The 24,190-nt window shown below is 59.0% G+C and carries 25 protein-coding genes; 13 read left to right on the forward strand and 12 right to left on the reverse strand.

Annotated elements, in window-relative coordinates; translation table 11 throughout:
• Window positions 1–54: 54 nt before the first annotated feature.
• The 3 genes from AC0V6K_RS08710 to AC0V6K_RS08720 are packed head-to-tail and all read left to right on the forward strand — an operon-like array spanning window position 55 to window position 3,793.
• The gene (locus AC0V6K_RS08710) at window positions 55–2,007 is read left to right on the forward strand and encodes a DUF3604 domain-containing protein (protein ID WP_472621351.1); all 1,953 of its coding nucleotides are present in this window, start codon (window positions 55–57) and stop codon (window positions 2,005–2,007) included.
• Window positions 2,004–2,804 (forward strand): peptidylprolyl isomerase, encoded by an 801-nt coding sequence (locus AC0V6K_RS08715; protein WP_472621353.1) that lies wholly within the window; start codon window positions 2,004–2,006, stop codon window positions 2,802–2,804. Before AC0V6K_RS08710 ends, AC0V6K_RS08715 begins: the two co-directional genes overlap by 4 nt.
• On the forward strand, window positions 2,801–3,793 hold the full coding sequence (locus tag AC0V6K_RS08720) for a HupE/UreJ family protein (protein WP_472621355.1): 993 nt from the start codon (window positions 2,801–2,803) through the stop codon (window positions 3,791–3,793). The genes AC0V6K_RS08715 and AC0V6K_RS08720 overlap by 4 nt, the downstream gene beginning before the upstream one ends.
• Here the strand turns inward: AC0V6K_RS08720 and AC0V6K_RS08725 are convergent.
• The 4 genes from AC0V6K_RS08725 to AC0V6K_RS08740 are packed head-to-tail and all read right to left on the reverse strand — an operon-like array spanning window position 3,790 to window position 8,169.
• The gene (locus AC0V6K_RS08725; RefSeq protein ID WP_472621357.1) at window positions 3,790–5,211 is read right to left on the reverse strand and encodes an efflux transporter outer membrane subunit; all 1,422 of its coding nucleotides are present in this window, start codon (window positions 5,209–5,211) and stop codon (window positions 3,790–3,792) included. The genes AC0V6K_RS08720 and AC0V6K_RS08725 overlap by 4 nt on opposite strands.
• 5 nt (window positions 5,212–5,216) lie before the next feature.
• Window positions 5,217–6,266 carry an efflux RND transporter periplasmic adaptor subunit gene (locus tag AC0V6K_RS08730; protein ID WP_472621359.1) on the reverse strand — a complete coding sequence of 350 codons (1,050 nt, stop codon included), beginning with the start codon at window positions 6,264–6,266 and terminating at the stop codon, window positions 5,217–5,219.
• A 50-nt stretch (window positions 6,267–6,316) separates the two neighbouring features.
• Window positions 6,317–7,036 carry an ABC transporter ATP-binding protein gene (locus tag AC0V6K_RS08735; protein ID WP_486172610.1) on the reverse strand — a complete coding sequence of 240 codons (720 nt, stop codon included), beginning with the start codon at window positions 7,034–7,036 and terminating at the stop codon, window positions 6,317–6,319.
• Between the two features lie 17 nt (window positions 7,037–7,053).
• A complete protein-coding gene (locus AC0V6K_RS08740; RefSeq protein ID WP_472621363.1) occupies window positions 7,054–8,169 on the reverse strand; it encodes an ABC transporter permease in 1,116 nt (371 codons plus the stop codon).
• Between the two features lie 149 nt (window positions 8,170–8,318).
• Here AC0V6K_RS08740 and AC0V6K_RS08745 point away from each other — a divergent pair, with 149 nt between their 5' ends.
• From AC0V6K_RS08745 to AC0V6K_RS08755, 3 genes are all read left to right on the forward strand, one after another.
• Window positions 8,319–8,945, forward strand: coding sequence for a TetR/AcrR family transcriptional regulator (locus AC0V6K_RS08745; protein WP_472621365.1), 627 nt, complete (start codon window positions 8,319–8,321; stop codon window positions 8,943–8,945).
• A 143-nt stretch (window positions 8,946–9,088) separates the two neighbouring features.
• Window positions 9,089–11,047: an ATP-dependent zinc metalloprotease FtsH gene (ftsH, locus tag AC0V6K_RS08750; RefSeq protein ID WP_472621367.1), complete on the forward strand. Its 1,959-nt coding sequence runs from the start codon at window positions 9,089–9,091 to the stop codon at window positions 11,045–11,047.
• Window positions 11,048–11,120: 73 nt separating this feature from the next.
• Window positions 11,121–11,534 carry a hypothetical protein gene (locus AC0V6K_RS08755; RefSeq protein ID WP_472621369.1) on the forward strand — a complete coding sequence of 138 codons (414 nt, stop codon included), beginning with the start codon at window positions 11,121–11,123 and terminating at the stop codon, window positions 11,532–11,534.
• 6 nt (window positions 11,535–11,540) lie between these two features.
• Here the strand turns inward: AC0V6K_RS08755 and AC0V6K_RS08760 are convergent, their stop codons facing one another.
• From AC0V6K_RS08760 to rpoZ, 3 genes are all read right to left on the reverse strand, one after another.
• The gene (locus AC0V6K_RS08760) at window positions 11,541–12,638 is read right to left on the reverse strand and encodes a DUF3667 domain-containing protein (protein WP_472621371.1); all 1,098 of its coding nucleotides are present in this window, start codon (window positions 12,636–12,638) and stop codon (window positions 11,541–11,543) included.
• 67 nt (window positions 12,639–12,705) lie between these two features.
• A complete protein-coding gene (locus AC0V6K_RS08765; protein ID WP_472621373.1) occupies window positions 12,706–13,437 on the reverse strand; it encodes a ParA family protein in 732 nt (243 codons plus the stop codon).
• Window positions 13,438–13,567: 130 nt separating this feature from the next.
• Window positions 13,568–13,912, reverse strand: a complete 345-nt coding sequence (rpoZ, locus tag AC0V6K_RS08770) for a DNA-directed RNA polymerase subunit omega (protein ID WP_472621375.1) — start codon at window positions 13,910–13,912, stop codon at window positions 13,568–13,570.
• 108 nt (window positions 13,913–14,020) lie between these two features.
• Between rpoZ and AC0V6K_RS08775 the strand changes: the two genes are divergently transcribed.
• Window positions 14,021–15,205: a phospholipase D-like domain-containing protein gene (locus AC0V6K_RS08775; protein WP_472621377.1), complete on the forward strand. Its 1,185-nt coding sequence runs from the start codon at window positions 14,021–14,023 to the stop codon at window positions 15,203–15,205.
• A gap of 3 nt (window positions 15,206–15,208) precedes the next feature.
• Here AC0V6K_RS08775 and AC0V6K_RS08780 read toward each other — a convergent pair whose 3' ends face one another.
• Window positions 15,209–16,732 carry a replicative DNA helicase gene (locus tag AC0V6K_RS08780; protein ID WP_472621379.1) on the reverse strand — a complete coding sequence of 508 codons (1,524 nt, stop codon included), beginning with the start codon at window positions 16,730–16,732 and terminating at the stop codon, window positions 15,209–15,211.
• Window positions 16,733–16,871: 139 nt separating this feature from the next.
• On the opposite strand from AC0V6K_RS08780, the gene AC0V6K_RS08785 reads away from it, so the two are divergent.
• Genes AC0V6K_RS08785 through AC0V6K_RS08795 form a run of 3 tightly spaced genes read left to right on the forward strand, consistent with a single transcriptional unit; the run spans window position 16,872 to window position 18,544 of the window.
• Entirely contained in the window at window positions 16,872–17,390 is a 519-nt protein-coding gene (locus AC0V6K_RS08785; RefSeq protein WP_472621381.1) for a UPF0262 family protein, read from the forward strand.
• A 42-nt stretch (window positions 17,391–17,432) separates the two neighbouring features.
• A complete protein-coding gene (locus AC0V6K_RS08790; RefSeq protein ID WP_472621383.1) occupies window positions 17,433–18,116 on the forward strand; it encodes a glycoside hydrolase family 25 protein in 684 nt (227 codons plus the stop codon).
• Window positions 18,113–18,544: a cytidine deaminase gene (locus tag AC0V6K_RS08795; RefSeq protein WP_486172611.1), complete on the forward strand. Its 432-nt coding sequence runs from the start codon at window positions 18,113–18,115 to the stop codon at window positions 18,542–18,544. The genes AC0V6K_RS08790 and AC0V6K_RS08795 overlap by 4 nt, the downstream gene beginning before the upstream one ends.
• 40 nt (window positions 18,545–18,584) lie before the next feature.
• Here the strand turns inward: AC0V6K_RS08795 and AC0V6K_RS08800 are convergent, their stop codons facing one another.
• From AC0V6K_RS08800 to AC0V6K_RS08815, 4 genes are all read right to left on the reverse strand, one after another.
• A complete protein-coding gene (locus AC0V6K_RS08800) occupies window positions 18,585–19,469 on the reverse strand; it encodes a hypothetical protein (protein ID WP_472621387.1) in 885 nt (294 codons plus the stop codon).
• 74 nt (window positions 19,470–19,543) lie between these two features.
• A complete protein-coding gene (locus tag AC0V6K_RS08805) occupies window positions 19,544–20,263 on the reverse strand; it encodes a DUF4197 domain-containing protein (RefSeq protein WP_472621389.1) in 720 nt (239 codons plus the stop codon).
• A gap of 105 nt (window positions 20,264–20,368) precedes the next feature.
• The gene (locus AC0V6K_RS08810; RefSeq protein WP_472621391.1) at window positions 20,369–21,508 is read right to left on the reverse strand and encodes a M14 family metallopeptidase; all 1,140 of its coding nucleotides are present in this window, start codon (window positions 21,506–21,508) and stop codon (window positions 20,369–20,371) included.
• A gap of 26 nt (window positions 21,509–21,534) precedes the next feature.
• Window positions 21,535–22,146 (reverse strand): DUF4136 domain-containing protein, encoded by a 612-nt coding sequence (locus tag AC0V6K_RS08815; protein ID WP_472621393.1) that lies wholly within the window; start codon window positions 22,144–22,146, stop codon window positions 21,535–21,537.
• Between the two features lie 116 nt (window positions 22,147–22,262).
• On the opposite strand from AC0V6K_RS08815, the gene galE reads away from it, so the two are divergent.
• From galE to AC0V6K_RS08830, 3 genes are all read left to right on the forward strand, one after another.
• Window positions 22,263–23,276 (forward strand): UDP-glucose 4-epimerase GalE, encoded by a 1,014-nt coding sequence (gene galE / locus AC0V6K_RS08820; RefSeq protein WP_472621395.1) that lies wholly within the window; start codon window positions 22,263–22,265, stop codon window positions 23,274–23,276.
• An 87-nt stretch (window positions 23,277–23,363) separates the two neighbouring features.
• The gene (gene ykgO / locus AC0V6K_RS08825) at window positions 23,364–23,489 is read left to right on the forward strand and encodes a type B 50S ribosomal protein L36 (protein WP_007165381.1); all 126 of its coding nucleotides are present in this window, start codon (window positions 23,364–23,366) and stop codon (window positions 23,487–23,489) included.
• Window positions 23,490–23,583: 94 nt separating this feature from the next.
• A complete protein-coding gene (locus AC0V6K_RS08830) occupies window positions 23,584–24,189 on the forward strand; it encodes an HAD-IA family hydrolase (protein WP_472626090.1) in 606 nt (201 codons plus the stop codon).
• Window position 24,190 lies beyond the last annotated feature (1 nt).

Consider the following 24,190-nt stretch of genomic DNA (forward strand, 5'->3'; position numbering starts at 1 on the left):
TCCATACTCCGGCGCACAAGTTGCAATGGGAGACTTAATGGAGGGGGAGAGCGCATGAAACGCGCCATCAATCGGCTCGCGCTGACGGGAATTCTGGCTACGGCACTGGCCGCTTGCGGAGGTGATCCGGAAGCGCCCGAAGTGCAGCAAGGCACCGGCGAAGGCGCAATCGAGCTCGCCGAATTCCCCGACCGGCCCTATTGGGGCGACACCCACCTTCACACGGACAATTCGGTCGATGCCTTTGGCTTCGGCGTTCGCCTTGGCCCGGAAGAGGCGCTGCAATTTGCCTCAGGCGAAGAGGTTGAGGCGACGACCGGCGGCAAGGCAAAGCTTGCCCGTCCACTCGATTTCCTCGTCATTTCCGACCACTCCGACGCGCTGGGTGCCACGCGCCGTCTTTATGACGCGCCGCGCTGGTATGTGAACTGGGTGATCGGCGACGAAACCGTGCTGCGGTGGTACGACATGATGCACGAAAGCCCAGAGCAATCGACGCGCGCTGTGGCCGAGTTGATCACCGCCGCGGCCAACGGCGAGGTGCCCGAAGCCTTTGCCGATCCTGAGGCTGGCCAAGAGGCAACGCAGGAGCTCTGGAACACCCATCTCTCAACGCTCGACCGGTACAACATCCCGGGCAAATTCACTGCCCTAGCAGGCTTCGAATGGACTTTGATGCCGGACGGAAACAACCTTCACCGCGTTGTGATGTTCCGTGACGGCAAGGACCGTACCGGCACCGTTCTTCCGTTCCCCGGCCTTCAAACCACTGCCGAGCAGCTGTGGGATTATTTGGCGGCATACGAAAAAGACACCGGCGGAAAAGCGCTGGCGATCCCGCACAATTCGAACCTCTCCAACGGGCTGATGTTCGAAATGACTATGCCTGATGGCTCGCCAATGACGGCCGAATACGCAGCCAAGCGTGCGGCCTACGAGCCGGTGGTCGAAGCAACCCAGATCAAGGGCGACAGCGAGACGCATCCGTTCCTTTCTCCGAATGACGAGATGGCCGGCTTTGGCGTCAAAGGCTGGGAGCTGGGAAATTTGCCACTCACCGCCAAGACCGAAGACAGCATGCTCGCGGGTTCATACCTGCGCGAGGCGTTGAAGCGTGGTCTATCGCTCGAGCAACAATTGGGCGTGAACCCCTATGCTTTCGGCATGATCGGTTCGACTGACAGCCACACGTCCTTCGCCACCGGTGACGAAGACAACTTTTACGGTAAGCACACCGGCAATGAGCCGTCATACAAAGATCGCGCGACCACGCCGCAAAATCTCGGCACGCGGGTTGGGCGGTTCGGCTGGCATTATCTCGCTGGCGGATACGCGGCTGCCTGGGCTCGCGGCAACACGCGCGCAGAGATATTTGATGCCTTTGCCCGTCGCGAAGTTTACGCCACCACCGGTCCACGCATGAGCGTGCGCGTGTTCGGCGGTTTCGATTTTGAAGAGGCGGACTGGGACAATGACTGGGTGCGTAAGGGCTATACCAGCGGCGTGCCGATGGGCGGCGAACTGGCCGATAACGGCACCGCACCACGCTTTATGATCAGTGCGTTGAAAGACCCCGATGGCGCCAACCTCGACCGCGTTCAGGTCGTCAAAGGCTGGGTCGACGCCAATGGCGAGACACAGGAAAAAGTCTTCGATGTCGTGTGGAGCGATATGGAAACGCGGGCTCGCTCCGGCGGCAAGGTTCCGGCGGTGGGCGATACGGTAAACCGAGAGGACGCGACTTACACCAATGATATTGGTACGGCTGAACTGCGCGCCGTGTGGACCGATCCCGAATATCGGGCGGGTCAAAGCGCGTTCTACTACATCCGCGTGCTCGAAATCCCGACACCGCGCTGGTCGCTGTTTGATGCGGTGCGTTTCGGGTTCAAGCTGGGTGAAGAGGCGCTGGAAGACGCTGTCGCGCAAGAACGCGCCTATACTTCGCCGATTTGGCTGAAGCCTTCCAAGCCGGCTGTTGCACCGGCGGTGATGGAGGATTCGTGACGCTTCCTGCCTGGACCCGCGAGCCGCTGGTCCATTTTTTGGTCGCCGGATTTGTTCTTTTTGTCGCGCTGACGTGGAGCAGCAGCGGAAGCGTTGATCCTGCGAGCCGTGTGATTGACATTGACCGTGAAACGCAGGCGCAATTGTCGCTGCAATTCGAACGCACAATGGGCCGCGCGCCAACCGATGCCGAGTTGGATGGCGCGATTGAGCGGTATGTGCGCGATGAAGTGCTGTATCGCGAGGCGATCAGGCTCGGGCTGGATCAGGGTGATGCCGTCGTCCGCCGGCGACTGGTGAGCAAAATGGACCTGTCCGCCAGCGCCGCCGCCGAGGCCGCTGAACCTACGGATGAGGCACTGCGTGAATTCTACGACACCAACCGCAATCGCTACGCTGACACTGGCTCGGTTAGTTTCGATCAGCTCTATTTCGGCAGCGAAGCGGCCGCTCAGGCTGCCACGCGCGTTGCCGACCCAGAAAGTGCGGGTGAAGCGATCAGCCTGCCAGCTGCGCTCGAAAATGTCAGTCCGCAGGAAGTACAAACGCGGCTGGGCGAAGCCTTCACCGCCGCTCTGACCAAGTTGAAAGTGGGCGAGCCATGGCAAGGGCCGATCCGTTCTGGCTTTGGCTGGCATCTGGTGCGGTTACGGGCACGCGGAGCAGGCGATGCGCCGCCGCTGGAGGACATTCGCGAGCGTGTCGCCGACGATTGGCGCAGCGCCGAGATTGCCAAGCGTAAGGAAGCCAGCTTTCAGGTTCTTCGCGATGCCTATCGGGTAGAGATCGCCAAATGATCCGCTGGCTGGTGGTCTTTCTGGCCGCGCTGCTCGCTGCTCCGCTTGCCGCTGATGAGCTGCGCCCTGCCGTGATCGAATTGGCGGAGCGCGATAACGGCGAATGGGTGCTTGACTGGAAGCTGCCCGTTGCCGCCAACCGTGCAGGCGATGCGCCACGATTGGCCAGTCCTGTCATTCCCAAGAACTGCACCATGCAGGGTGATCCGGTGCAACGCGCTGCGCCGACGGCCTTGCTGGGAAGTGCGCGATTGACGTGCGATGGGGCGCTCGCGGGCAAGAGTTTTGGCCTGAGCGAATTGCTCGGCAGCGCTGATGCGATTGCCCGCATGATCCCGCTAGAAGGCGGAACGCAAACCTTTCGTCTGACGGCCGACATGCCAACCGCCGTCATCGCCGCGGCGCCGGATCGCTGGCAGGTAACGTGGGACTATTTCATCATCGGCGCTGAGCATATTCTGTTCGGGTGGGACCACTTGCTGTTCGTGGTCGCGCTGGTGTTTCTGGTGCGCGCGCCATGGCCAGTGATAAAAGCAGCGACAGCGTTCACTGTGGCGCATTCGATCACGCTGGTCGCAACGACGTTGGGATACACCGGCCTTCCCAGCCAACCGGTAGAAGCGTTGATTGCGCTTTCGATCGTGTTCCTGGCTGTTGAAGTCGCGTTGGTGCTGCGTGAACCCGAACGTCAGACGTGGACGCGGCGCTTCCCATGGTTGGTCGCGTTCGGCTTCGGGCTATTCCATGGCTTCGGATTTGCTGGTGCGCTTTCCGATGTCGGCCTGCCCCAAGGCGAAGTCGCCGCAGCGTTGCTAGCCTTCAATGTCGGTGTCGAAGCGGGACAATTGCTGGTGATCGCTGCCATCTTGGCAATCCTCGCAGCGATAGCTCGGGCCACCCCAAAGGCCGAAGCGCCAGCGATACGGTTGGCCACCTATTTCATAGGTATCATTGGCAGCTACTGGCTGTTTGAGAGGGTTATTCTCTAACTGCCTTTCACCACTGTATCGCCACCGACCGCCTGCCACAGCAGAATGCGCGCTCGGTGGGCGCGGCCCAAAGCAGCAGCTGCACGATCTCCGCTAGCATCAGCCGCGCGGCGTGCTTCGAGCACCGTCAGGAAATCGGCAAGTCCCGCTCGGTAGCGCGTGTTGGCAAGCGCGGCGGCCCGCTGCAACTCGTCGCGCTCTTTCTCCGCTAGTGCGGCTTCGGCATCGGCGGCCTTTATAAGGCCATATGCGGCTTCAGTGTCGCCCAGTGCCTGAAACACAGCTCCTCGATAGGAGGCAAAGGCGAGCTTCTTGTTGGCGGCGGCCCCATCAATCTCGGCCTCAATCCGCCCGAAATCGAGCAAAGGCGCAGCAATGCCGGCGGCGAGGGATCCGACCAGCGAGTCCTCGTCAAACAGGTTGGCGGGGTTGAAAGCCAAGAGACCGATCACGCCAGAGAGGTTGATCGAAGGGAAGCGGGCGCGCGCAGTCGAAGCAAGTTCGGCATCAGTTGCGGCGAGCTCTGACGCGGCGGCGATGATATCGGGGCGATTGGTGAGGAGCTGCGACGGCAACGTCGATGGCACAGCTCGCGGGCGCATGAACGGACCACCGATGGACAAGGCCTCATTGACGGTCTGCCCGGTGGCGCCCGTCAAAGTGATGAGCCGCCCGATAATACGCGCTTTCTCGCTTTCCAGCGCGGCGAGGCGTGATTGTGAGGCGCTGGCCGCGGCTTCGGCGCGAATGCGGTCAAAGCCGGGGGCTATCCCTGCATCTTCGCGAACCTTGGCCAGGCTGGCGAGCTGGCCGGCGGCAAGGACATCTTTCTCCAACTCGGTGGTGCGGGCGTTGATGGTCCGCCAGTCTATCACCGCACCGGCGATCTCCGAAGCCAGCGCAATGCGAACGGCGTTTGCTGAAGCAGTCGCCGTATCAAGGCGTGCCGCCGCTGCCCGTTCGCGCGCTTTGAGACGCCCGAAGATATCCGGGTCCCAGCTGGCGACGAGATTGGCGCCATATGATGTCTGGTTGCGCGGGATGAGCCCGCCTGCGCCAGCCTGCCCGAACTGGGTCGGATTGATGCGCGTTTCTGTCACGCTGGCGTCCGCGCTGATGTTCGGTAAGCGGTTCGCGCCAGCACCTTTCGCGCCCGCTCGCGCAGCTTCGATCCTTGCGGCGGCTTCGGCGAGGCTCGGAGCGTTGGCCTGCGCCGTCTCTGCCAGAGTTACGAAAGCCTGATCCTGATACGGCATGAGCGATTCAAGCGAGGCGCGGGTTTCGCCATCCGGCGTGAACAGGAACTCCTGCGGCAGCTCAGGCGTCGGCGTCGCGATCTCGGGCGGCGGGCCAGCAACGCAGGCGCCAAGCGTCAAGGCGAGGGCCATCGCGGTGAGTGTGCGGGGAGTACGGAGCATGGATATTACTCCTTCGCCTTTTTCGTCTGTTTTTTGCCCGAGGTGTCACGGGCCGGGATGAAGGCATCGATTTGTTGGCCTACGCGGAAACGCTCATCGTTCGGCAGACGATAGATGACCTGCAGAACCCGCACATCGACACGCTCGGAGGCTGCGTTGGTCAGCTGACGCTTGGGAACGACCTGCGGTTCAACGCGTACAAAATTGGCTTTGACCTGAATGTCCGCCGCGCCGCGCGGAGAGACAACCGCATCTGCGCCAAGATTGACACGCGACGCTTCGTTTTCGTCGATGTCGACCCGCACATGGAGCGGATCGGTTTGGCCCATCTGGATAAACGGCGACCCGCCGCCACCGCCTTGGGTCGCGAGAAATTCACCGGGGCGAATGTTCACGGCAAGGATCTCACCCGCCATGGGGGCGCGGACGACGGCGCGCGAAATCTCGGTGCTTGCGCTGGATGCCTGAGCCTGCGCTGCCTTCAATCTTGCTTGGGAGGCCGACAGGCGCGCTTGCGCCAATTTTCGACGCTCACGCGCCGTTGACGCCTCGCCTTCGGCCCTAATGACTTCCGAGCGGCTCACTGCAGCTGGGTCTGCAATCTCGCGATAAAGTGCGAGCTGGCGTGACGCCGCGTTTTCGGCTGCACGAGCCTCTTGAATAGACGCGCGGGCTTCAGCAATCGCAGCACGAGCTTCGGTGATCGACGCGCGTGTTTCACCCGCGCGTGCACGCAGAGCCCGAGCATCGACGGTGAAAAGAACTTGACCCTTCTCAACCATGTCGCCCGGCTGGACACGCAGGTCAGTCACAAGGCCTGACAGCGCAGAACCGATATCGATAATCTCGCTCGCTGGTTCCACCAGACCAACGCCCGCGACACGGTCCGCATTGGCGAGCGCACCGGTTGCTTTGGGCGGCTGTTTGTCCGGCTCAGCCAGATCGCGATCGGGGCTGATGGCGAAAATGTAGAATGCCGCCAGGATCAGCCCGATGACTGCGATGATCGGCAGGATCTGGCGCGAGAAGCTCAGGTTCTTTGGAAGGAGGGCCATAAGGGTCTCTTATCGGTGGGGGTTGGAGAGGGTGGCGGGAAGAATTAGCATCAGTGACCCTCGGGCATTTCTTTGCCGTCATGGGTGACGCGGCCATCCTCAAGCACGAGGATACGGTCAGCGAGGTCGAAAATTCGGTTGTCGTGAGTCACGATGATGCAGGCGCGATCTTCCGCGACGGCGACTTCGCGCAGCAGGTCCATCACCCGCCGTCCGGAGCCTGCATCGAGCGCCGCAGTGGGTTCGTCGCAGACAACAAGGCGCGGTTCGTGCACCAGAGCGCGGGCAATCGCGACACGTTGCTGCTGACCGCCGGAAAGCTGGTTTGAGAACTTCTCTGCCTGATCGCCGATATTGAGCGCTTCGAGCATGACTTTGGCCTTCTCGCGCGCTTCTTCAACGTCCATCCCTTGTGCGATCAACGGGACAGCGGCATTGGCGGCGGCATCGATCGAGGGGATCAGATTGTACTGCTGGAAGATGAAGCCGATGTTCTGGAGGCGGAAGTTGACCAGCTCGTCATCCGACAAGGCATAGATGTCGGTGCCGAAGACTTTTACCTCGCCCTCGGTCGGCCAGAGAATGCCGCACATGATCGAGATCAGTGTGGTTTTCCCCGAGCCGCTTTCGCCGACGACATAGGTCAGCTCGCCCGAGCGGATGTCTGCATCGATGCCGTGCAACACGCGGATAGTGGATTGACCGGCCTCAAAGTCGCGGATGATACCGCGCGCCGAGATAGCCGTCTTTGCGTCTGTTGTGGCGTCCATGGTTTGGGTTCCGTCGCTCATCTGAACACCGCCGCGGGTTCGGTTTTCATCACTCGGCGCAGCGAAATCCAACCGGTGAGAGCGAGGATAACGATCACCGCCACGAGGCTGATGAACGGGATCTGCCAGGGGATGTAGAAGCCTTTGAAGGTCGGATTTTCGGAGAAAGCCATGACGAACAGGACAGTGCCGATTACGCCGAGAGCGTATCCTACAGACCCGACGAGACCCGCCTGAACCATCACCATATTCGCAATCTTGCGGTTCGTGACGCCAATGGCTTTGAGCGCGCCGAACTGTTTGATGTTGTCTCGGATGAACAGGCTGAATGTCAGGCCGACAATGGCCACCCCGACAATAAAGCCCAACGCCACGGTGATGCCGAAATTGAGCGGGATGCCCGTGTTCTCGATGATGAAGTCAATGCCAGCGCGCGCAAATTCAGAGCGGGTTTCTGCCTTCAGACCGGTTTGCTCTTCGATCCGCGCGGCGGCTTCTTCGGCTGTCACACCGTCGCTGACCCCTGCCAGCACAAAGCTCAGCCGGTTGCGTGTTCCGGGCACGTAATTCAGCGCCTGGCTGTACTTGGTGTAGAGCACGACTTGGCTGGTGAAGCTTGGAATGGAGTCTGCAATTCCGCGCACAACCGCGCGCTGATCATTCAGCTCAAGCCGTTGACCGATGGGGCTTTCCCCGTCTTCGAACAGGTTGAACACGCCGCTGTCATCGATGATCACTGTGTCCGGCTGAGAGAGGATTTCTTTTGAGCCTTCGATCAGCGTTTTGGGCATTCCGATCAGGGTCGCATCGTCCACTCCGATGATCGCCACGCCTTCCAGATCGCCGGTGCGGGTGCGGACATTGGCGTTGGCGCGCAAATGTGGGACGGCCCATTCGACACCGGGCACAGATCGCACCTCGTCAAGGGCGGTGGAGGGCATGGCATAATTGACGTCGGTGGTGCGGCTGACTGGGTCCATGACCCAGACTTCCGCTTCCGGCGCGTTGTACACACCGCTTGCCCCGCGTTCGATCAGGTTGATGAAAATCGTCAACTGCTGTGTGATGAGCAAGGTCGAAAAGGCGATGCCAAACAGAAGCCCGTAGAACTTCTGCTTGTCACCAGTGAGCATTCGAATCGCGATCCAGAGCACTTTGGGGGGAACCTTTGAGGGGAGAGGGGGTTGCTTTGGAGAGAGGGATGACTATTTATTGAACGACACCGTTTAATTGAACGCTATCGTTCATTTTGTCAACGCACTCTTTTGCATTGAGTTCCACAATGACTACGAAAAAGCTCGGACGCCCGTCTGACATCGCTAAGCGAAAGGCGATTGTGGATGCGGCTGCGCATAGCTTTTTCGATGTGGGATTTTCGGCGACGTCAATCGAGCAAGTCGCTGCAAATGCTGGTGTTTCCAAGGTGACGATCTACAATCACTTCGGTGACAAGCGTGCGCTTTTTGCTGCCGCTGTCGAGCATGAATGTGAAAAAATGCGCGGCTATTTTTCGCTCGACGATGCGCCAGCTGGCACCATCCGCGAACGCATGACTGTCATCGGCAAAGCGATGTTCGATTTCCTGTCTCGGCCGGAAATGATTCAGTTCGAACGCCGAATCGCCGCCGAAACCGAGCATGAACCGACCATTGGCCTCGCGTTTCTAGAGGCCGGGCCGTGGCGTATGAAAGAAGGCTTCAGTGCATTTCTGGCCCATGCCGTTTCAACTGGCGAGCTTGAGATCGATGATCCCCGACTCGCCGCTGAGCAGTTCGTGTCGATGTGCAAAGGTATGGGCGACTTGGAACGCCGCTTCGGCTCCGTGCCCAGCCAAGAGGCAAACGAAAACCGCGTCGCTGGCGCGGTAGAAGTTTTCCTCAAAGCCTATGGTGCAAATCTGGCAAAATAGACGGGCTTGAAACAGGTCGATCCGCCTAAATCGATTTCGCGCATCACAATGTTCGAAAATTAGCATCCTCGCGCAGGGCGCGCATTATCTTGCCATTCACCCGGCCAACCCTACATTGAGGGCTCTAGAAAGGAATCAATCGCATGAGCGACGACAACAATCCGGACCAGCAGCCGCCAGAGGGCCAAAACCCTTGGGTGAAGCAGCTTATGATTTGGGGCGGGATTTTTCTCGCACTCTTGCTCGTCGTTTCAATGTTCGGTGGTTCCGGACAGCCGGCTGGCACTGCGATCAAATATTCCGATTTCCGTGAAGCTGTTGAGGCTGGGCAAATCAAAGAGGTTAAGCTCGGCGAAGATCTGATCACAGGCACTTATAAGAATGACACGGCGTTCTCGACTGTGCCGGTGCCCAATGACAATGACCTGACGGTTCTTCTCGAGACCGCTGACGTTGAGTTCGAAGGCACGCAGCCCGAACAGCCGAATGTCTTCCTCTACATCCTGCTCCAATCGCTTCCGTTTATCCTGATCCTCGGAATCGCGTTCTTCGCGTTGCGTCAGGTGCAGAAAGGCGGCGGCGGCGGCGCAATGGGCTTTGGCAAGTCCAAAGCCAAGATGCTGACCGAACGCCAAGGCCGCGTCACGTTTGAAGATGTGGCCGGCATTGATGAAGCGCGCGAGGAGCTCGAAGAGGTTGTCGAATTCCTTAAGGACCCGCAGCGTTTCTCAAAACTGGGTGGTCAGATTCCGAAGGGCGCACTGCTGGTCGGATCGCCGGGTACCGGCAAGACGCTGCTTGCCCGCGCGATCGCGGGTGAAGCGGGCGTTCCGTTCTTCACCATTTCCGGTTCCGATTTCGTCGAGATGTTCGTCGGTGTTGGTGCGAGCCGTGTGCGTGACATGTTTGAGCAGGCCAAGAAGAATGCGCCGTGCATCGTCTTTATCGACGAGATCGACGCTGTCGGCCGCTCGCGTGGCCATGGCCTTGGTAACTCGAACGATGAGCGCGAACAGACGCTGAACCAACTTCTGGTCGAAATGGACGGTTTTGAAGCCAACGAAGGCATCATTATCGTCGCGGCGACCAACCGTCCTGACGTGCTTGACCCTGCGCTGCTGCGCCCGGGCCGCTTTGACCGTCAGGTTGTGGTGCCGGTTCCCGATATCGATGGCCGCGAGAAGATCCTCGGCGTTCACATGAAGAAGGTGCCACTGGCCCCTGACGTGAATCCGCGCACGATTGCGCGCGGCACGCCCGGTTTCTCGGGTGCTGACCTCGCCAACCTCGTGAACGAGGCTGCATTGTTGGCCGCGCGCCGCAACAAGCGCCTCGTCGCGATGCAGGAATTCGAGGATGCCAAGGACAAGGTCATGATGGGCGCGGAACGCCGCTCCATGGTTATGACCGAGGACGAGAAAAAGATGACCGCCTATCACGAAGCCGGTCACGCGCTCGTGAGCATCAATGAACCGGCATCGGACCCGATCCACAAGGCAACCATCATCCCGCGCGGTCGTGCGCTGGGTATGGTGATGCGTCTGCCGGAACGCGACAACTACTCGTATCACCGCGACAAAATGCACGCGAACCTTGCTGTCGCCATGGGCGGCCGTGTCGCCGAAGATATCATCTTTGGACACGACAAGGTTTCGTCTGGTGCTTCGGGTGACATTCAGTACGCCACCGATCTGGCGCGCAATATGGTCACCAAATGGGGCATGAGTGATAAGCTTGGCCCGCTGATGTATGAGCAGAGCCAGGAAGGCTATCTGGGCATGGGCTCAACCTCCCGCACCATGGCGGGTGCCGAGACCAACAAGCTGATCGACGCCGAAATCAAGCGGTTGGTTGAAGGCGGACTGGCGCGCGCGGAAGACGTGCTCAAGAGCCAGGAGGACAAGCTTCACCTGCTCGCTCAGGCCCTGCTTGAATACGAGACGCTGACCGGTGAAGAAATCACTCAGCTGCTCGAAGACGGCAAGCTGGATCGTCCTGATGAACCGAAAGGCCCGACGATCACCAAGCCGGTTCAAGGCTCGGCGATCCCGAAAGCGGGCAAGCGCTTTGGCTCTGGTGGGGAGGCACCGCAGGGCGCCTGACGCCTCCAAGAGTTCACTTACTATTCAGGCCTTCTGAGTGTACGGTCCGCCCGTCATTCAGGAGGCCTTTTTCATGCTGCGTTCCGCATTCCTTGCCGCTGCAATATCGCTCGTAGCTTTCTCGCCTGCTCAGGCATCCGACGAGGAGATTACGGTTGGCGAATATCTGGAAATCTGGGCCAAGATCGATGCGGTGGCGATCCGCGCAGAAATTGAGGCGGGCAAAGAGCTCAACATCGACAACTATCCCAACGCCAAGCGTGCGTCAGAGGAAGTGGGCGCCATCGCGAAAGACTATCGTGAGCAGTTTGAAGCGGACCGAAAGGCGGGTCGCACACCGGAGAGTTGCCTTCCGGATGGCGAAGCGGAAGTGAACACCGATGTGTTGATCCCGCATCTGCAAAGCTATTCCGATAGCGACAAAGCCACGGTGACGATGGTGCAGGCCTTCGCCGATCTGATGAAAATGACCTATCCCTGCGGGTAAGCCGGCTCAGAAAGCGCCGAGCAACAACAGCGCTTGCAGGAACAGCACAATCACGATCACGATGAAGATCAGCAGCGCGAACAGCCGCCACAAGGTGGAGAAGCGCCCGAGTTCGTATGTGTGCTTCAAATGCTTGTAGAGATGCAGCGGCGCGACCGTCGCAAGGATCGTGAATGCCCATCCGCCAAAGCCGTCGATCGGACTCACTGCAATCAGTGACACGACGATAAACAGCAGCGACATGAAGCTGAGCGAATAGGTCACGAACACGGCGTGATCATAGGCCTTGAAGCGCCTCTTCCACGCGAACAACAGCCATACAAACGGGATCGAGAGCGGGATCAGCAGCCAGCTGAATTTGTAAGCGTTGGCCTGAAGTTTGTAGAGCATCAGGCTAGGGTTTTCGGTCCACTTATCAGCGAGTTTAGCGATGAAAGGGATGTTGCGCAGCTCGCTTCCGGGATTGGTGTTGACCTCCAGACCGCCCACGCTTTCCTCGCTCTCACCGTCACCCAGGAGCCCTCTCAAGCCCCGAAGTTCAGCGACGTTGCCTTCGGCTTCATCCAATGCGGCTTGAGCGGCTTCGCGTTCGGCAGAACCCTCGGGCATTTGCTGGATGGCTTCGGTGCGCTTCTGCAATTCCGATTCCCAGGTCTCCTCGGCTTGCTCCAGCGTTGCCTTGCCCTCTTCGCCGAATGACAGGTCACCCGGCACGCCAATACCGACCATCTGAAACACAGCGAACATCGCAAACACGCTGAACAACAGCATCGCCATCGGGCTGATGAACTTCGCGCGCTCGCCCTCAACATATCGGCGGGTCAATTTGCCTGGTTTGAATGTGAGCAGCGGCAGCGTGGCCCAGAATTTGCCATCAAGATGCAGAACACCGTGGATCAGGTCGTGCAAAAGCGCGGTTATGGTGCGGTGGACGTAGCGTTTCTGACCGCATTCGGGGCAATAGGTCGATGTGACAGTCGCGCCGCAATTGGAGCAAGTGCCGCTCTCACCGCCCTGCGATGTTTCGCCGTGGCGTGGCTCGACCGCACGGCCAGCCAGTGCGCCTTCGATTGCGCCGCCAATTCCGTCTACCACATCGCTCATTGGCCCAATCCCCTGGTATGTTGCGTTGCAGTATACGGAGGTGCACCGCAGATGCCAGAGGCGGATGCTATCGTTTGGCCAGTTTGCGCTCGATAGAAGTCCAAAGCGCGGCAAATCCCCGTGCGGCGGGTGAGTTCGGGGCGAATGCACCCACGGGTTGGCGTTTGACCGCGCATTGTTCAATCGCGCTCGCTTGCGGAATGATCGGCCATTTGGGCTTGGCTTCGCGCGCTTCACGGTGAAGGTTGCGGCGCATATCGATCATGGAGAGCACGGGCAGGATCGGCGGATGTTTCTTCCCGCTGCCGCGCACCTCGGCCACGACAAGGTCCAGCGCCCGCGCCGACAGCGGGGAGGGTGGCAAGGGCACAATGATCAGATCTGCTGTGCGCATGACCTGCGTGCTGACTTCGTTAAGCACTGGCGGACAATCAAAGATTATCCGCTCATAATCCTTGGACAAGCTGTCGGTCAGCTTGGCCAGCCGTTTCTTCTTCCCGATGGAGGCAAACTGGCGGTCGAGCGTGCGAATGCTCTCATCCGCCGGCAGCAGATCGAGACCTGAGTATTCGGTCGACCGGATCAGTTTCTTCGGGCTGCGATCAGCGGAAAACACCGATTGCGCGGCGCGCTTTTTCTTGGGGTCGACCCCCAGCAAGAAACCGGAGCCGTTGGCCGCATCCAGATCCCAAAGCAGCGTCCTGCGCCGTGAGATCTGCGCCGCGCACCAGGCGAGGTTGACCGAGAAGGTTGTCTTCCCGACGCCGCCTTTCACGCTGTAGATCGCAATCGATGCCATATTGTTAGCCGTTGGTTAGCCCTGCCAAGCTCTTTCGACCTCCCTTGCACCCACGGCAACAAAAAAGGCCGCCAAAGTGGCGGCCCTTTTCATATCGGGACAGATTGTCCGAAGTCTCTAAGCGTTGGACTTAGCCTTCGTAATCAGCACCGATTGATGTTGAACGGGTCGGAGTCGATGCCGTGATGCGCAGCGCTTCTGCCGACTGGCTCAGCGAACCGATGTCATCTGCTTCGTCTTCATCATCCGGAAGAATCTTCTGGAGGCCGGTGACCAGAGCTTCGTTCAGCTCTTTCGGCTTGATCGTCTGTTCAGCGATCTCGCGCAGGGCCACAACCGGGTTCTTATCGCGGTCACGTTCAAGGGTCAGCTCGCTGCCGCCCGAAATCTCACGTGCGCGCTGTGCAGCGAGCAGAACGAGATCAAAGCGGTTAGGAACCTTGTCGACGCAATCTTCAACGGTAACGCGTGCCATCTGTGGGCCTTTTCAAAACGGGTTGTCTGGAATGTCGCAGCATCTAGGTGCGAGGGCGCATTGAGTCAAGAATTTGCAACCTGTGGCGGAGCCGCGCATTGAGAGGCCATGGGTACGCAGCCGCCTGACAATTCAAACGATATGTCTGACGAAGAGTATCGTGATCCTGAAAGCTTTGAGATCGAAGCGCAGGGGCATAGCTTTCGGTTCATGCCCTCCGGCGCGGACCGGCTTGCTGCGGTGCTGGAGCAGATCGAAAGCGCGACATGCTCAATCTATGCATTCTATTACATGTTTCAGGATGACGAAGTGGGCACCAAGGTGCGCGACGCGTTGGTTGATGCGGCGCGGCGCGGGGTTGATGTCCGCCTCATCATCGATGCCTTTGGAAGCGACGCGCCTGATTCGTTCTTTGATCCTCTGCGCGAAGCCGGGGGACACTTTGCGCTGTTCTCTGCACGCTGGAGCGTGCGCTACCTCATCCGCAACCACCAGAAGTTCCTGATCGTCGATAGCGAACGCGTTTTGACCGGCGGCTTTAACATTTCGCAGACCTATTTCGATCCGCCCAGCAAGAATGGATGGTGCGATCTCGGCGTTTTGATCGAGGGCGACATTGCAAAGCGGTTTGTGCGCTGGTTCGTTCTCGTCAAAACTTGGGTGGAGGGCAACGAGTCCGAGTTTCGACTGTTGCGCAGGATGGTCCAGAACTGGAACCCGGGCGATGGCGGTGTGCAACTGCTGGTCGGCGGGCCATTGGTCCGGCGCGGCAATTGGGCGTGGCGTTTCAAGCATGATCTTGCAGGTGCAAAGCGGCTGAACACTGTCAGCGCCTATTTCACTCCAACGCGAAGCATCCAACGGCAGTTCGCCCAACTCGCGCGCAGGGGTGCGGTGCGGATTATCACGGCGGGAAAGTCGGACATGGGCGCAACGATTGATGTCGCCCGGTTGCACTACAAACGGCTTCTTCGTGCCGGTGCAACCATCCAAGAATTTGAAGCCTGCAAACTGCATATGAAGCTGCTGGTCGTCGATGACATTTGCTATTTTGGCAGTGCCAATCTCGATAAGCGCTCGGTCCGGATCAATGTGGAGCTGATGGTGCGAGTGGAAGACGCCGCATTGGCCGATCGACTGCGCGACATGATTGCCCACTTGGAAGGGGCAAGCCAGCATGTCGACGAGGAATGGTATGCTAAGCGCGCAACCTTCTTCAATCGCCTACGTTGGCGGCTTCTATACTGGATCTCGCTCGCCGATTACCGCACCGCGCTCAAGCTCAACCAATAGGCGCTATTCGTAGCCCCAATCAGAATAATCCTTGAGATTGGGCGAGGTGAATTTGGTGTACTCGCTTTGGAACAGCAGCGGCACCTGACCGGTTGAGCCGTGACGCTGCTTGGCGACGTTGACCGATGCCTTGTTCTTCACCTGCTCATAGGCTTCTTCCCAAGCGCGATATTTTTCGACCGCGTCAGGAGGGCTGGTTTCAGTCGGGAAGTCCGGCCGGGTGGCTTCCATGTAATAGTCATCGCGATAAACGAACCAGACCATATCCGCGTCCTGCTCGATCGAGCCGGATTCGCGCAGATCGGACAGCATCGGGCGCTTGTCCTCGCGTTGTTCCACCGCACGGCTGAGCTGGGATAGCGCGATCACGGGTACGCTGAGTTCTTTCGCCAGCGTCTTCAGACCACGGCTGATCTCGGAGATTTCGTTGACGCGGTTGTCGTTTGCGCGGCCGGAGCCCTGCAGCAGCTGTAGATAGTCGACCACGATCAAACCAATATCGTGACGTCGCTTCAGTCGCCGTGCGCGGGTGCGCAATCCGCCAATGGTGAGCGCTGGTGTGTCGTCGATGAACAGCGGAAGTTCGGCCAGCTTCTGGCTGGCAAAGCTGAGTCGCTGAAAGTCATCGCGGCTCATCTTACCGCTGCGCAAGGCTTCCGAACTGATCTCCGCTTGTTCGGCGAGAATACGCGTTGCAAGCTGGTCAGCGCTCATTTCCAGGCTGAAGAAAGCGGCAGGCGCCCCGTAATTGTGCTCGCCGCCATCGTTCTGCCATTTCAAATGCGCTTCAGCACAGTTGAAGGCAATGTTGGTCGCGAGCGAGGTTTTGCCCATGCCTGGACGACCGGCGAGGATGATGAGGTCGGAATTGTGCAGTCCGGATGTCTTCCGGTCGAGCGAGTCTAGACCGGAGGTTTTGCCGGACAAGCCGCCGCCTGAGTTCATCGCGGCTTCGGCCATCTTGATCGCTTCAAGAGCGGCATCGCGGAAGCTGGAGGCTTCATTGCCCGTCGCGGCGCCCTCGGCGACTTTGAACAGGTCTGCCTCGGCTTGCGAAATCCGGTCCATCGGATCGGTCTCTTCCGATGTGTCCAGCGCGCCTTCGACAAGCCCGCGGCCGACACTCACTAGCTCACGGAGCAAGGCGAGGTCATAAATCTGCTGGGCAAGCTCTCGCGGGGCGAGAAGACCGGCGCCATTCGCAGTAAGCTTGGCGAGATATTTCGGGCCTTCGAGTTCTTTGAGAGCTTCGTCATCTTCAAAATGCGGACGCAAAGTCACCGGCGATGCGGTGGCATTGCGCTCGATCATTTTGAGGATGCGCTCGTAAATCCGCTCATGCAGCGGCTCAAAGAAATGGTCAGGCCGGATCGGGACCGAAAGCTCTTCTATCACGCGGTTATCAATCAGCACCGCGCCCAGAAACGCCGCCTCCGCCTCAAGGTTTGAGGGGAGTTTGCGCGCTGTTGCCGCATCGTCATTGGAGGAATCGCCGCCGACGAGTGATAGTTTTTCCGGTTCACCCATGCGCCCCTCAATGCGCCCGATTACCTGATTCAGGCAACCGCTTTCCGGCTGAATATTTTTCGCATGCGCTGTGGATTGCGTGGAGAGTTTTCAGAAGTGCTTGAACTGTTGCGGGACGATCTGCGAAGGCTGCTGCGTCATGGCCAACCTGCCGCCCGATTCCGATGCCCCATATCAAGGGCCCCATCGCATTGCCCACATCGCTCTGGATGAAGAGACGATCCTGTGGCGCAATGCCGATGTCGAGCAGGAGCGGCGCGTAGCGATCTATGATCTGATTGAAGAGAACACCTTCAAGCCGTTGCGGAGCGTTGATCGGGGGGCGAAGGGGCCATACCGTCTGCAACTCGCGGTGCGCGATGGGCGGCTGGCGATGGATATTGCTGATCAAGGCGACACGCCGCTGGAAACGCTGCTTATCGGTCTCGCGCGGTTTCGCCGTCCGATCCGCGAATACTTTGCCATCTGTGACAGCTATTATCAGGCGATCCGCAAGGCGACGCCTGCCGAAATCGAGACCATCGATATGGCGCGGCGCGGCATCCATAACGAAGCGGCCGAATTGCTGATGGAGCGGCTTGAAGGAAAGGTCGAAACCGATTTCGCCACCGCACGCCGTCTATTCACCCTCATCTGCGTTCTGCACATCAAGGGCTGACCCAGAACCGTGGCACGATCTCGACGCAAAAGGGGGAGCGCGGTGCGCCGCTGGATCCTGCGGATCATCGCATTCGCTGTGCTGCTGGCCATCGCCTTTGCCGCGTGGTTCTGGTGGGACATGCGCGAATGGCGCCCTTCGGAAGAGAACTATCCCGAACAAGGCGCCGTGATCGCCACACGTGCGCCGGTCACCAAGTTTGAAACGATCAAGGCCTTGGGCGGCGACTTCGCCTATTTGCAATTGGGAAGCCACACGACAAAGCCCGATCCCCGCTTCGCGCAGCGGCTCGCCAATGCTCGCAAAGCAGGGGTCCAGGTTGGTGTGATCTATCCCTTCGATCCATGCGCCAAGGCCGATCCGCAAAGCTCGCGCTTTTCATTGATGGTGCCGCGCGATGGAGACTTGTTGCCTCCCGCCATTGGGCTGACACATACGGCAGTGGACTGCGAGGAACCTGTTAGCGATGCCGCGGTCGAAAGCGAGCTGATGACGCTGGTCAACCAGATCGAGATGCACGCGGGCAAGCAAGCGATCCTGAAGCTGGGCCCAGATTTCGAAGCGCGGCACAGCACGGCGCAAAGCCTCGCGCGCGATTTGTGGCTGATCCGCGACCGCGTGCGCCCGGATTACGCGCCGCGCCCATGGCTGCTATGGAGTGCGAACAGCCAGCTGGTAAGCGAGGCTTCCGAGGAACCGATTGAATGGGTGGTGGTGCAACGATGAACCTTGATCAAGCGACTGAAACCAAGCTGATCGCCGCCGCGCGGGCTGCGGCCGAAGAGGCCTATGCGCCCTACTCCGACTATCAGGTCGGCTCGGCTCTATTGTTTAACGACGGCTCGATCATCACCGGCACCAATGTCGAGAATGCCAGTTATGGCCTGGCGCTGTGTGCAGAGACGGTCGCAGTCGCGCGCGCCTTTGGCGAAGGGCGACGCGGCGGCTTGCAAGCGGTTGCGGTGGTCGGGCCGACGGATAAGGGCGATGGCCTGCCGATCACCCCATGTGGCCGTTGCCGTCAGGTGCTCAATGAAATGGCCGCACTGGGCGGAACGGACCCGCTGATCCTATGTGTCGGAAACCAAGAGGTGCGCGGCGTATCGCTTTCAGCACTGCTCCCCGCCGCCTTCGGACCGGATCATCTGGCGTGATAGCCTGTAGGCTTGGGGCTGAGATTCTCCCAAAGCCTTCTCAGATATAAACGTAGATGGTCCTCGATTGAATGAAGACTGGATTGAACATCTGGGTTTTGAAGCTCTTGTTGACCTTGACCGTAGCCTGCTTTTTCTTGGCATCCACCGAGATGATCTCGATATTCGCGCCCAAAATGTTTTCAAGCGTTACTGGATAAGGAGATTTGCGGGGATTGGTTTTGATTGCCCGCGGATTCTTTTTGAGCTCATTGCCCTCAATCGTCGCAATATAGCTGAATCCTCGGCCAGCGACATCGTCACGAATGGCCATGACCAATTCGACCCGGTTCTTCCCCATGAAGCGATTTACCTTCAGTTCCATAACCGCGTTTTGAGCATCGGGTTGAAAGAACTTCGCTTCGAAAGCAGCCGGGCTTATCGGGCGCGCGGTCTGCTCAGCTTTGTCCTTTGCACCAGCGAGGAAGACATGATCAAGTTTCTTATCGTCATTTGAGTCCGCAAAGCAGAAACGAACAATCGTCTCGTATTTTGACAAAAAGCTGCCGATTAATGCTTCGGCAAACTCTGAACGGCTGCGCTGGTTCACTCCGCAATAGAGGCGGCCGGACGCACCGCTGAGACGTCGTGTTTTTGCCGGAGCTACGACTGGATCAAGTTTGGTGCCAGCCGGAATCTTATGGGAGAACTCTCCAATCTCAACCGAAACCGGTTCGAGCAAGGTCATCACTTCGGAGTCGAAGATCTTACCACGAACAATCACGTCACCCCCCGTCACGGTGACAGGGTTGTGCATGGCAATGTCTGCCTTCGTTGCGGCGACCATTTGCGGGATCGTTGTGACCGACGTTTTCGCCGCCATCAAAAAAACAGCAGCGGGTATCAAGAGCAAGGTGCGCAACAAAGCGCCGGACTGAGCTTCCATAGACTTTGAAATCCTATACTGCGGTTCCGTTAAGTTGCCCTAAATCAACTGAAATCGCCAAACTAGCAACTGGCTTACTTGAGCAACCCGCCCAAGCCTCTCAGCGGGTTCTTGCGGAAGCCGCGCTCTTCGTTGCCGACATACTTAAAAATGCCGTCGAGGCCCTGATCGGTGACGGTTTTGTTGATCCCTGCACGGTCGAAGCCAAGCTCGCGTACGATGCTGTTGCCTGATGCCAGTTTCTCGATCTGACCGTGAATGCCGGCGGCTTCCAGCGCGCTGTCGATCAGCGGCTCTAGCTTGCTGTGCAACACGTCATTCGAGCTTTCGCGAAGATATTGCGTGCCACCATCTGCCTGCTTGATGATGCCTGGCGCATCGGTGAAGGACAGATCATCGATTGCGGTGCGGAAGATCGGCTTCGCTTCGCCCGCGGCAACGCCCGCTGCATCGTTGATGCCGCGCAGAATGCCATCGAGGCCGGGCAGTCCGGCAACGCTGCCAACCGCGCCGAGCACATCACCCAGCAGGCCGCCGCTCTTCTTCTTGCCACCGCCTAGGCCTGGCAGGCCGATGCGAATATCCTCATCGTTCCAATAGGCACCCGGCTTGGCGAGCTTATCGAGCGCGCCATCGGTCGCCTTACCAAGGATGGAGGAGAGGCCGAGCCCGCCCGATTTGCGTTTACCAAACAGCTGCGCCTGAGCCGCGCTGGGCACAAGCAAACCGCCGCCCGCAAGGCCAAGGCCGGCGAGCAAATGGCGACGGTGGAGCAATGTGGGTTCGGGTTTCATGGCGCGTCCTCCTGTTTGATGCGGTCCTACCTCTAGGCCACATCACCGCGCCGCAGGCTGAACCAAACGCCTGCATTTGTAAATTCTTGTAAGCGTAAGAGGGGCTTACGCAGCCCCGGTTTCAAACCATTCGACCAAAGCAGCGAGGCAGTCACGCGCCAGCAATTTGCAGCGTTCGGGCGACCATCCTTGCTCCGGCTCAGGGAAGTCGGCGAGGTCCTTGTACGGCATCTCCAGCGTCATCGCGCAGGCGCCAAAACGTTCGGCGACGAGATTTGTGCTGATGCCGAGATTGGCTTTGCCTGCAGGCGTTACGGGATAACCGAGCTTGGTCTGGAAATCGGGCGTGCGGCGATCAAGGATGCGCTGGTAGCGATAGTATTGATCGCCAAGCTCATCCGTCCAGCTCGGGATGCCTTCAAAGCCCGCTAGGAACACGGCGGGGATCGCCTCGTCCCCGTGCACGTCCATGGCGAAGCGTACGCCGGTTTCATCCATGCGATTGCGGATAGCGAGCACTTCGGGTGACTTGTCTGCGCTCGGCTCGCTCCATTCGCGGTTCAGGTTGGTGCCCACCGCGTTGGTGCGAAGATGCCCGCGGCGTGATCCATCGGGATTGCAATTGGGCACGACATAAAGGCGACAATGCTTGCGCAGCGCGCGCGCAACCGGATCAGTGGGATCGGTCAGGCATTCCAGCGCACCTTCCATCCACCATTCGGCCTGTGTTTCGCCGGGGTGCTGGCGGGCATAGAGCCACACCGGAATATCACCTTCGCCCATCTCCAGCATGTCGAGCGGCTGGCCATCCAGAGTCTCGCCAAGGCGGACCAATTCTACCCCTTCGCTGGCGGCGGCTTCCGATACGAGATCGTGATGCCGCTCCATCGAATAGGGCGCGAAATAGGCGAAGTAGGCGATGTTCGAGGCGGGCGTGTAGCGGATCGTCAGCGTGCCGCCGTCTTCATCCTTGTCAAAGCTCGACGCAGCGCGGGTCCAATACTCGCGGTCTTCCGAAACGCAGGAATCATAATCGGGCCAACCGCCTGGATAGGCGCTGTCATTCAGACCTGTAATCTTGAGCTCGACCTCTTCGCCAGCGGCTCCGCACACGCGAAAGTGATACCACTGCTTGAACTCGCTCATATGGTCTTTGGGGATCGCGAGACGTGCGCTGTTTCCCTCGATTGCGAGCACTTCAATGTTGCCGCTGTCAAACGCAGCGTCGATGGCGATATTGGTCATGGATGGCCCCTTAGCGGCAATAATCTTTACAGATCGTCGACGTCGATACTGACAGTTTCGCCATTGCCGCCGGGGAAGTCCCTAAACAAGGCCTTAGCGAGAGCCTGCGCCGAAGCATCCACATCCGAATAGGGCGAATTGACGCTGGTGGGGATTTGCGCGCGGCCTTCCCACAGGGTTTCGGTCTTGTCATTGGTCAGGCGCACTGAAAGATCGGTGATCACCGCAGGGCCGCTTTGCCCTCCGCCAAGATTGATGCCGATGCCGCCGCCAATGCCGATGCCACCAGTTCCGCCGCCAACACCGACACTGACAGGGCTGCGGCCGCGTGTGCTTGCCCCTTCGATCGGATTGCGACTGGTGCGGACAGCAGCTACTTGGATGCCGGCACCTTCCTGATCCACCACGGTGTAGCCAAGCGCACGCAGCTCATTCTCGACTGCGGCCGCGAAGGCAGTTTTCACCTGCTCATTGTCTATCTGTTCGGGGAAATAGACCACTACGGAGCCTTGCCCCAATCCATCAGGGTTCTCCGAGATAAAACGCGTGACCTCAACCGGACCGGTGTAGCTGCCAACGCAGGCAGACAGACCGAGCGCGAGAACCGGGGCGAGAATAAAGTGCGACAAACGAGGCATGGTGACTTCCCTTCTGACAAAGCTATAGGCCAGCCTTGTCTTCCTGCAAAACCAATCCGTATTTATGGAACAACAGGATACACCTCTTTGAAACCTGAATTTGGTAGGCCTGCGACATGACAGATACGCAAAAACCTTCGGTGCTGGTCACAGGCGGCGCCGGTTATATCGGCAGCCACGCTGTTCTGGCTCTGCGCGATGCGGGTTACCCTGTTGCGGTAATCGATAACCTGACAACCGGTTTCAAATTCGCGGTGCCTGAAGACGTGCCTTTTTATGAGGGCGACATTGAGGATGGCGACCTCCTTGCACGGATATTCGCCGAGCAAGGCACGAAGGCGATCATGCACTTTGCCGGCTCAATCATCGTGCCCGAAAGCGTCGAGAATCCGCTCAAATATTATCACAACAACACGGTGAAGAGCCGTGCGCTGATCGAGGCAGCGGTGAAAGCGGGCGTGCCGCATTTCATCTTCAGCTCGACAGCGGCGACTTACGGTGTGCCGGAAACCTCGCCGGTTTCGGAAACCACGCCGCAAAAGCCGATCAACCCCTATGGCTGGTCGAAGCTGATGACCGAGCAGATGCTGGGCGATGTTTCGGCGGCGCACCCGATCAATTTCTGCGCCCTGCGTTATTTCAACGTCGCGGGCGCGGACCCGCAGGCTCGTTCCGGCCAGTCAACGGCTGGTGCAACCCATTTGATCAAAGTGGCTGTTGAGGCCGCGCTGGGCAAACGTGATGGCGTGGCTGTGTTCGGCAGTGATTTCGACACGCCTGACGGTACGGGTGTGCGCGACTATATCCATGTCAGCGATCTTGCGGCGGCGCATGTTCTGGCCTTGGAGGCGCTGATGGAGCAGCCCGAACGTTCGCTTACGATGAACTGCGGCTATGGCCGTGGTTTCTCGGTGCTCGAAGTGCTCGATGCGGTTGATCGGGTTACGAACATGAAGATCAACCGCACGATGGAAGGGCGGCGCGCAGGCGATCCCGCGTCGCTGATTTCCGATCCTTCGCGCATCCGCGCCACCTTGCCGTGGAAACCGCAGCACGCCGATCTGGATGCGATCATCCAGCATGCGCTGGCATGGGAACGCAAACTGTCAGACATTCGGGGAAATGGTTGACGAATCTGCGGCGCGCCCATATGTGCGCCACTGAAATTCCGCGCGTCGGACTGATTCCGGCGCGCTTTTATATTCGAGAGACAGACGATGAAGATCCGCAACAGCCTTAAGTCGCTGAAAAACCGCCACCGCGATTGCCGCGTAATCCGCCGTCGTGGTCGCACCTATGTGATCAACAAGACCAACCGTCGCTTCAAAGCTCGTCAGGGCTAATTAGCGTGTTGATCGCGCTCGGGTGACCGAGCGCTTACAGCGGCCCGCCTCCAAACCGGAGCGCGGGCCGCAGTTGTTTGTGAAAGGGCGTGACTTGGAAAAAGCGGTGGTCTTCGATGTCGGTCGGGTGCTGTATCAATGGCAGCTGCGCGCACTCTTCGAAAAGCTGATCGACGACCCGCAAGAGCTTGACTGGTTCCTTGCCAACGTCGTGACGGAAGAATGGCACTTCGAACATGATCGCGGCCGCGCGCTGGCGGATATGGTGCCGGAGCGGATTGTGCAGTTTCCGGACTATGAAACGCACATCCACGCCTATGCCACGCGTTTTAACGAGACGGTGCCCGGACCTGTTGAGGGCACGCATGATATTGTCCGCCGCCTATATGCCAGTGGCGTGCCGCTGTTCTGCCTGACCAATTTCGGACACGAGTTTTGGGAGATTTTCCGGCCTGAACATGCGATCTTCGATCTCTTCGAAGACATCATCGTCTCGGGCACGGAAAAAGTCGCGAAGCCCGAACCGCGCATCTACCAGATTGTCGAGGAACGCAGCGGGCGCAGCGGCAAGTCTCTGTTCTTTACCGATGACAATCCCGCGAACATTGACGCTGCCAAAGCGCGCGGATGGGATGCTCACCTTTTTACCGATGTAAAGTCGCTGAAAGAGCAGCTTGTTGCGTCCGGTTTTCTCGGCTGAG

It is taken from the genome of Erythrobacter sp. S43 (genome assembly GCF_057364955.1).

Excerpts from the sequence above, each read along its gene's own strand:
- AC0V6K_RS08805 (WP_472621389.1), bottom strand. The coding sequence starts at position 20,263 with ATGAAACCCGAACCCACATTGCTCCACCGTCGCCATTTGCTCGCCGGC.
- AC0V6K_RS08760 (WP_472621371.1), bottom strand. The coding sequence starts at position 12,638 with ATGAGCGATGTGGTAGACGGAATTGGCGGCGCAATCGAAGGCGCACTG.
- AC0V6K_RS08800 (WP_472621387.1), bottom strand. The coding sequence starts at position 19,469 with ATGGAAGCTCAGTCCGGCGCTTTGTTGCGCACCTTGCTCTTGATACCC.
- AC0V6K_RS08815 (WP_472621393.1), bottom strand. The coding sequence starts at position 22,146 with ATGCCTCGTTTGTCGCACTTTATTCTCGCCCCGGTTCTCGCGCTCGGT.
- AC0V6K_RS08730 (WP_472621359.1), bottom strand. The coding sequence starts at position 6,266 with ATGGCCCTCCTTCCAAAGAACCTGAGCTTCTCGCGCCAGATCCTGCCG.
- ykgO (WP_007165381.1), top strand. The coding sequence starts at position 23,364 with ATGAAGATCCGCAACAGCCTTAAGTCGCTGAAAAACCGCCACCGCGAT.
- AC0V6K_RS08785 (WP_472621381.1), top strand. The coding sequence starts at position 16,872 with ATGGCCAACCTGCCGCCCGATTCCGATGCCCCATATCAAGGGCCCCAT.
- AC0V6K_RS08740 (WP_472621363.1), bottom strand. The coding sequence starts at position 8,169 with ATGCTCACTGGTGACAAGCAGAAGTTCTACGGGCTTCTGTTTGGCATC.
- AC0V6K_RS08810 (WP_472621391.1), bottom strand. The coding sequence starts at position 21,508 with ATGACCAATATCGCCATCGACGCTGCGTTTGACAGCGGCAACATTGAA.
- AC0V6K_RS08765 (WP_472621373.1), bottom strand. The coding sequence starts at position 13,437 with ATGGCATCGATTGCGATCTACAGCGTGAAAGGCGGCGTCGGGAAGACA.
- ftsH (WP_472621367.1), top strand. The coding sequence starts at position 9,089 with ATGAGCGACGACAACAATCCGGACCAGCAGCCGCCAGAGGGCCAAAAC.
- AC0V6K_RS08795 (WP_486172611.1), top strand. The coding sequence starts at position 18,113 with ATGAACCTTGATCAAGCGACTGAAACCAAGCTGATCGCCGCCGCGCGG.
- AC0V6K_RS08755 (WP_472621369.1), top strand. The coding sequence starts at position 11,121 with ATGCTGCGTTCCGCATTCCTTGCCGCTGCAATATCGCTCGTAGCTTTC.
- AC0V6K_RS08735 (WP_486172610.1), bottom strand. The coding sequence starts at position 7,036 with ATGGACGCCACAACAGACGCAAAGACGGCTATCTCGGCGCGCGGTATC.
- AC0V6K_RS08720 (WP_472621355.1), top strand. The coding sequence starts at position 2,801 with ATGATCCGCTGGCTGGTGGTCTTTCTGGCCGCGCTGCTCGCTGCTCCG.
- AC0V6K_RS08745 (WP_472621365.1), top strand. The coding sequence starts at position 8,319 with ATGACTACGAAAAAGCTCGGACGCCCGTCTGACATCGCTAAGCGAAAG.
- AC0V6K_RS08775 (WP_472621377.1), top strand. The coding sequence starts at position 14,021 with ATGGGTACGCAGCCGCCTGACAATTCAAACGATATGTCTGACGAAGAG.
- galE (WP_472621395.1), top strand. The coding sequence starts at position 22,263 with ATGACAGATACGCAAAAACCTTCGGTGCTGGTCACAGGCGGCGCCGGT.
- rpoZ (WP_472621375.1), bottom strand. The coding sequence starts at position 13,912 with ATGGCACGCGTTACCGTTGAAGATTGCGTCGACAAGGTTCCTAACCGC.
- AC0V6K_RS08780 (WP_472621379.1), bottom strand. The coding sequence starts at position 16,732 with ATGGGTGAACCGGAAAAACTATCACTCGTCGGCGGCGATTCCTCCAAT.
- AC0V6K_RS08710 (WP_472621351.1), top strand. The coding sequence starts at position 55 with ATGAAACGCGCCATCAATCGGCTCGCGCTGACGGGAATTCTGGCTACG.
- AC0V6K_RS08725 (WP_472621357.1), bottom strand. The coding sequence starts at position 5,211 with ATGCTCCGTACTCCCCGCACACTCACCGCGATGGCCCTCGCCTTGACG.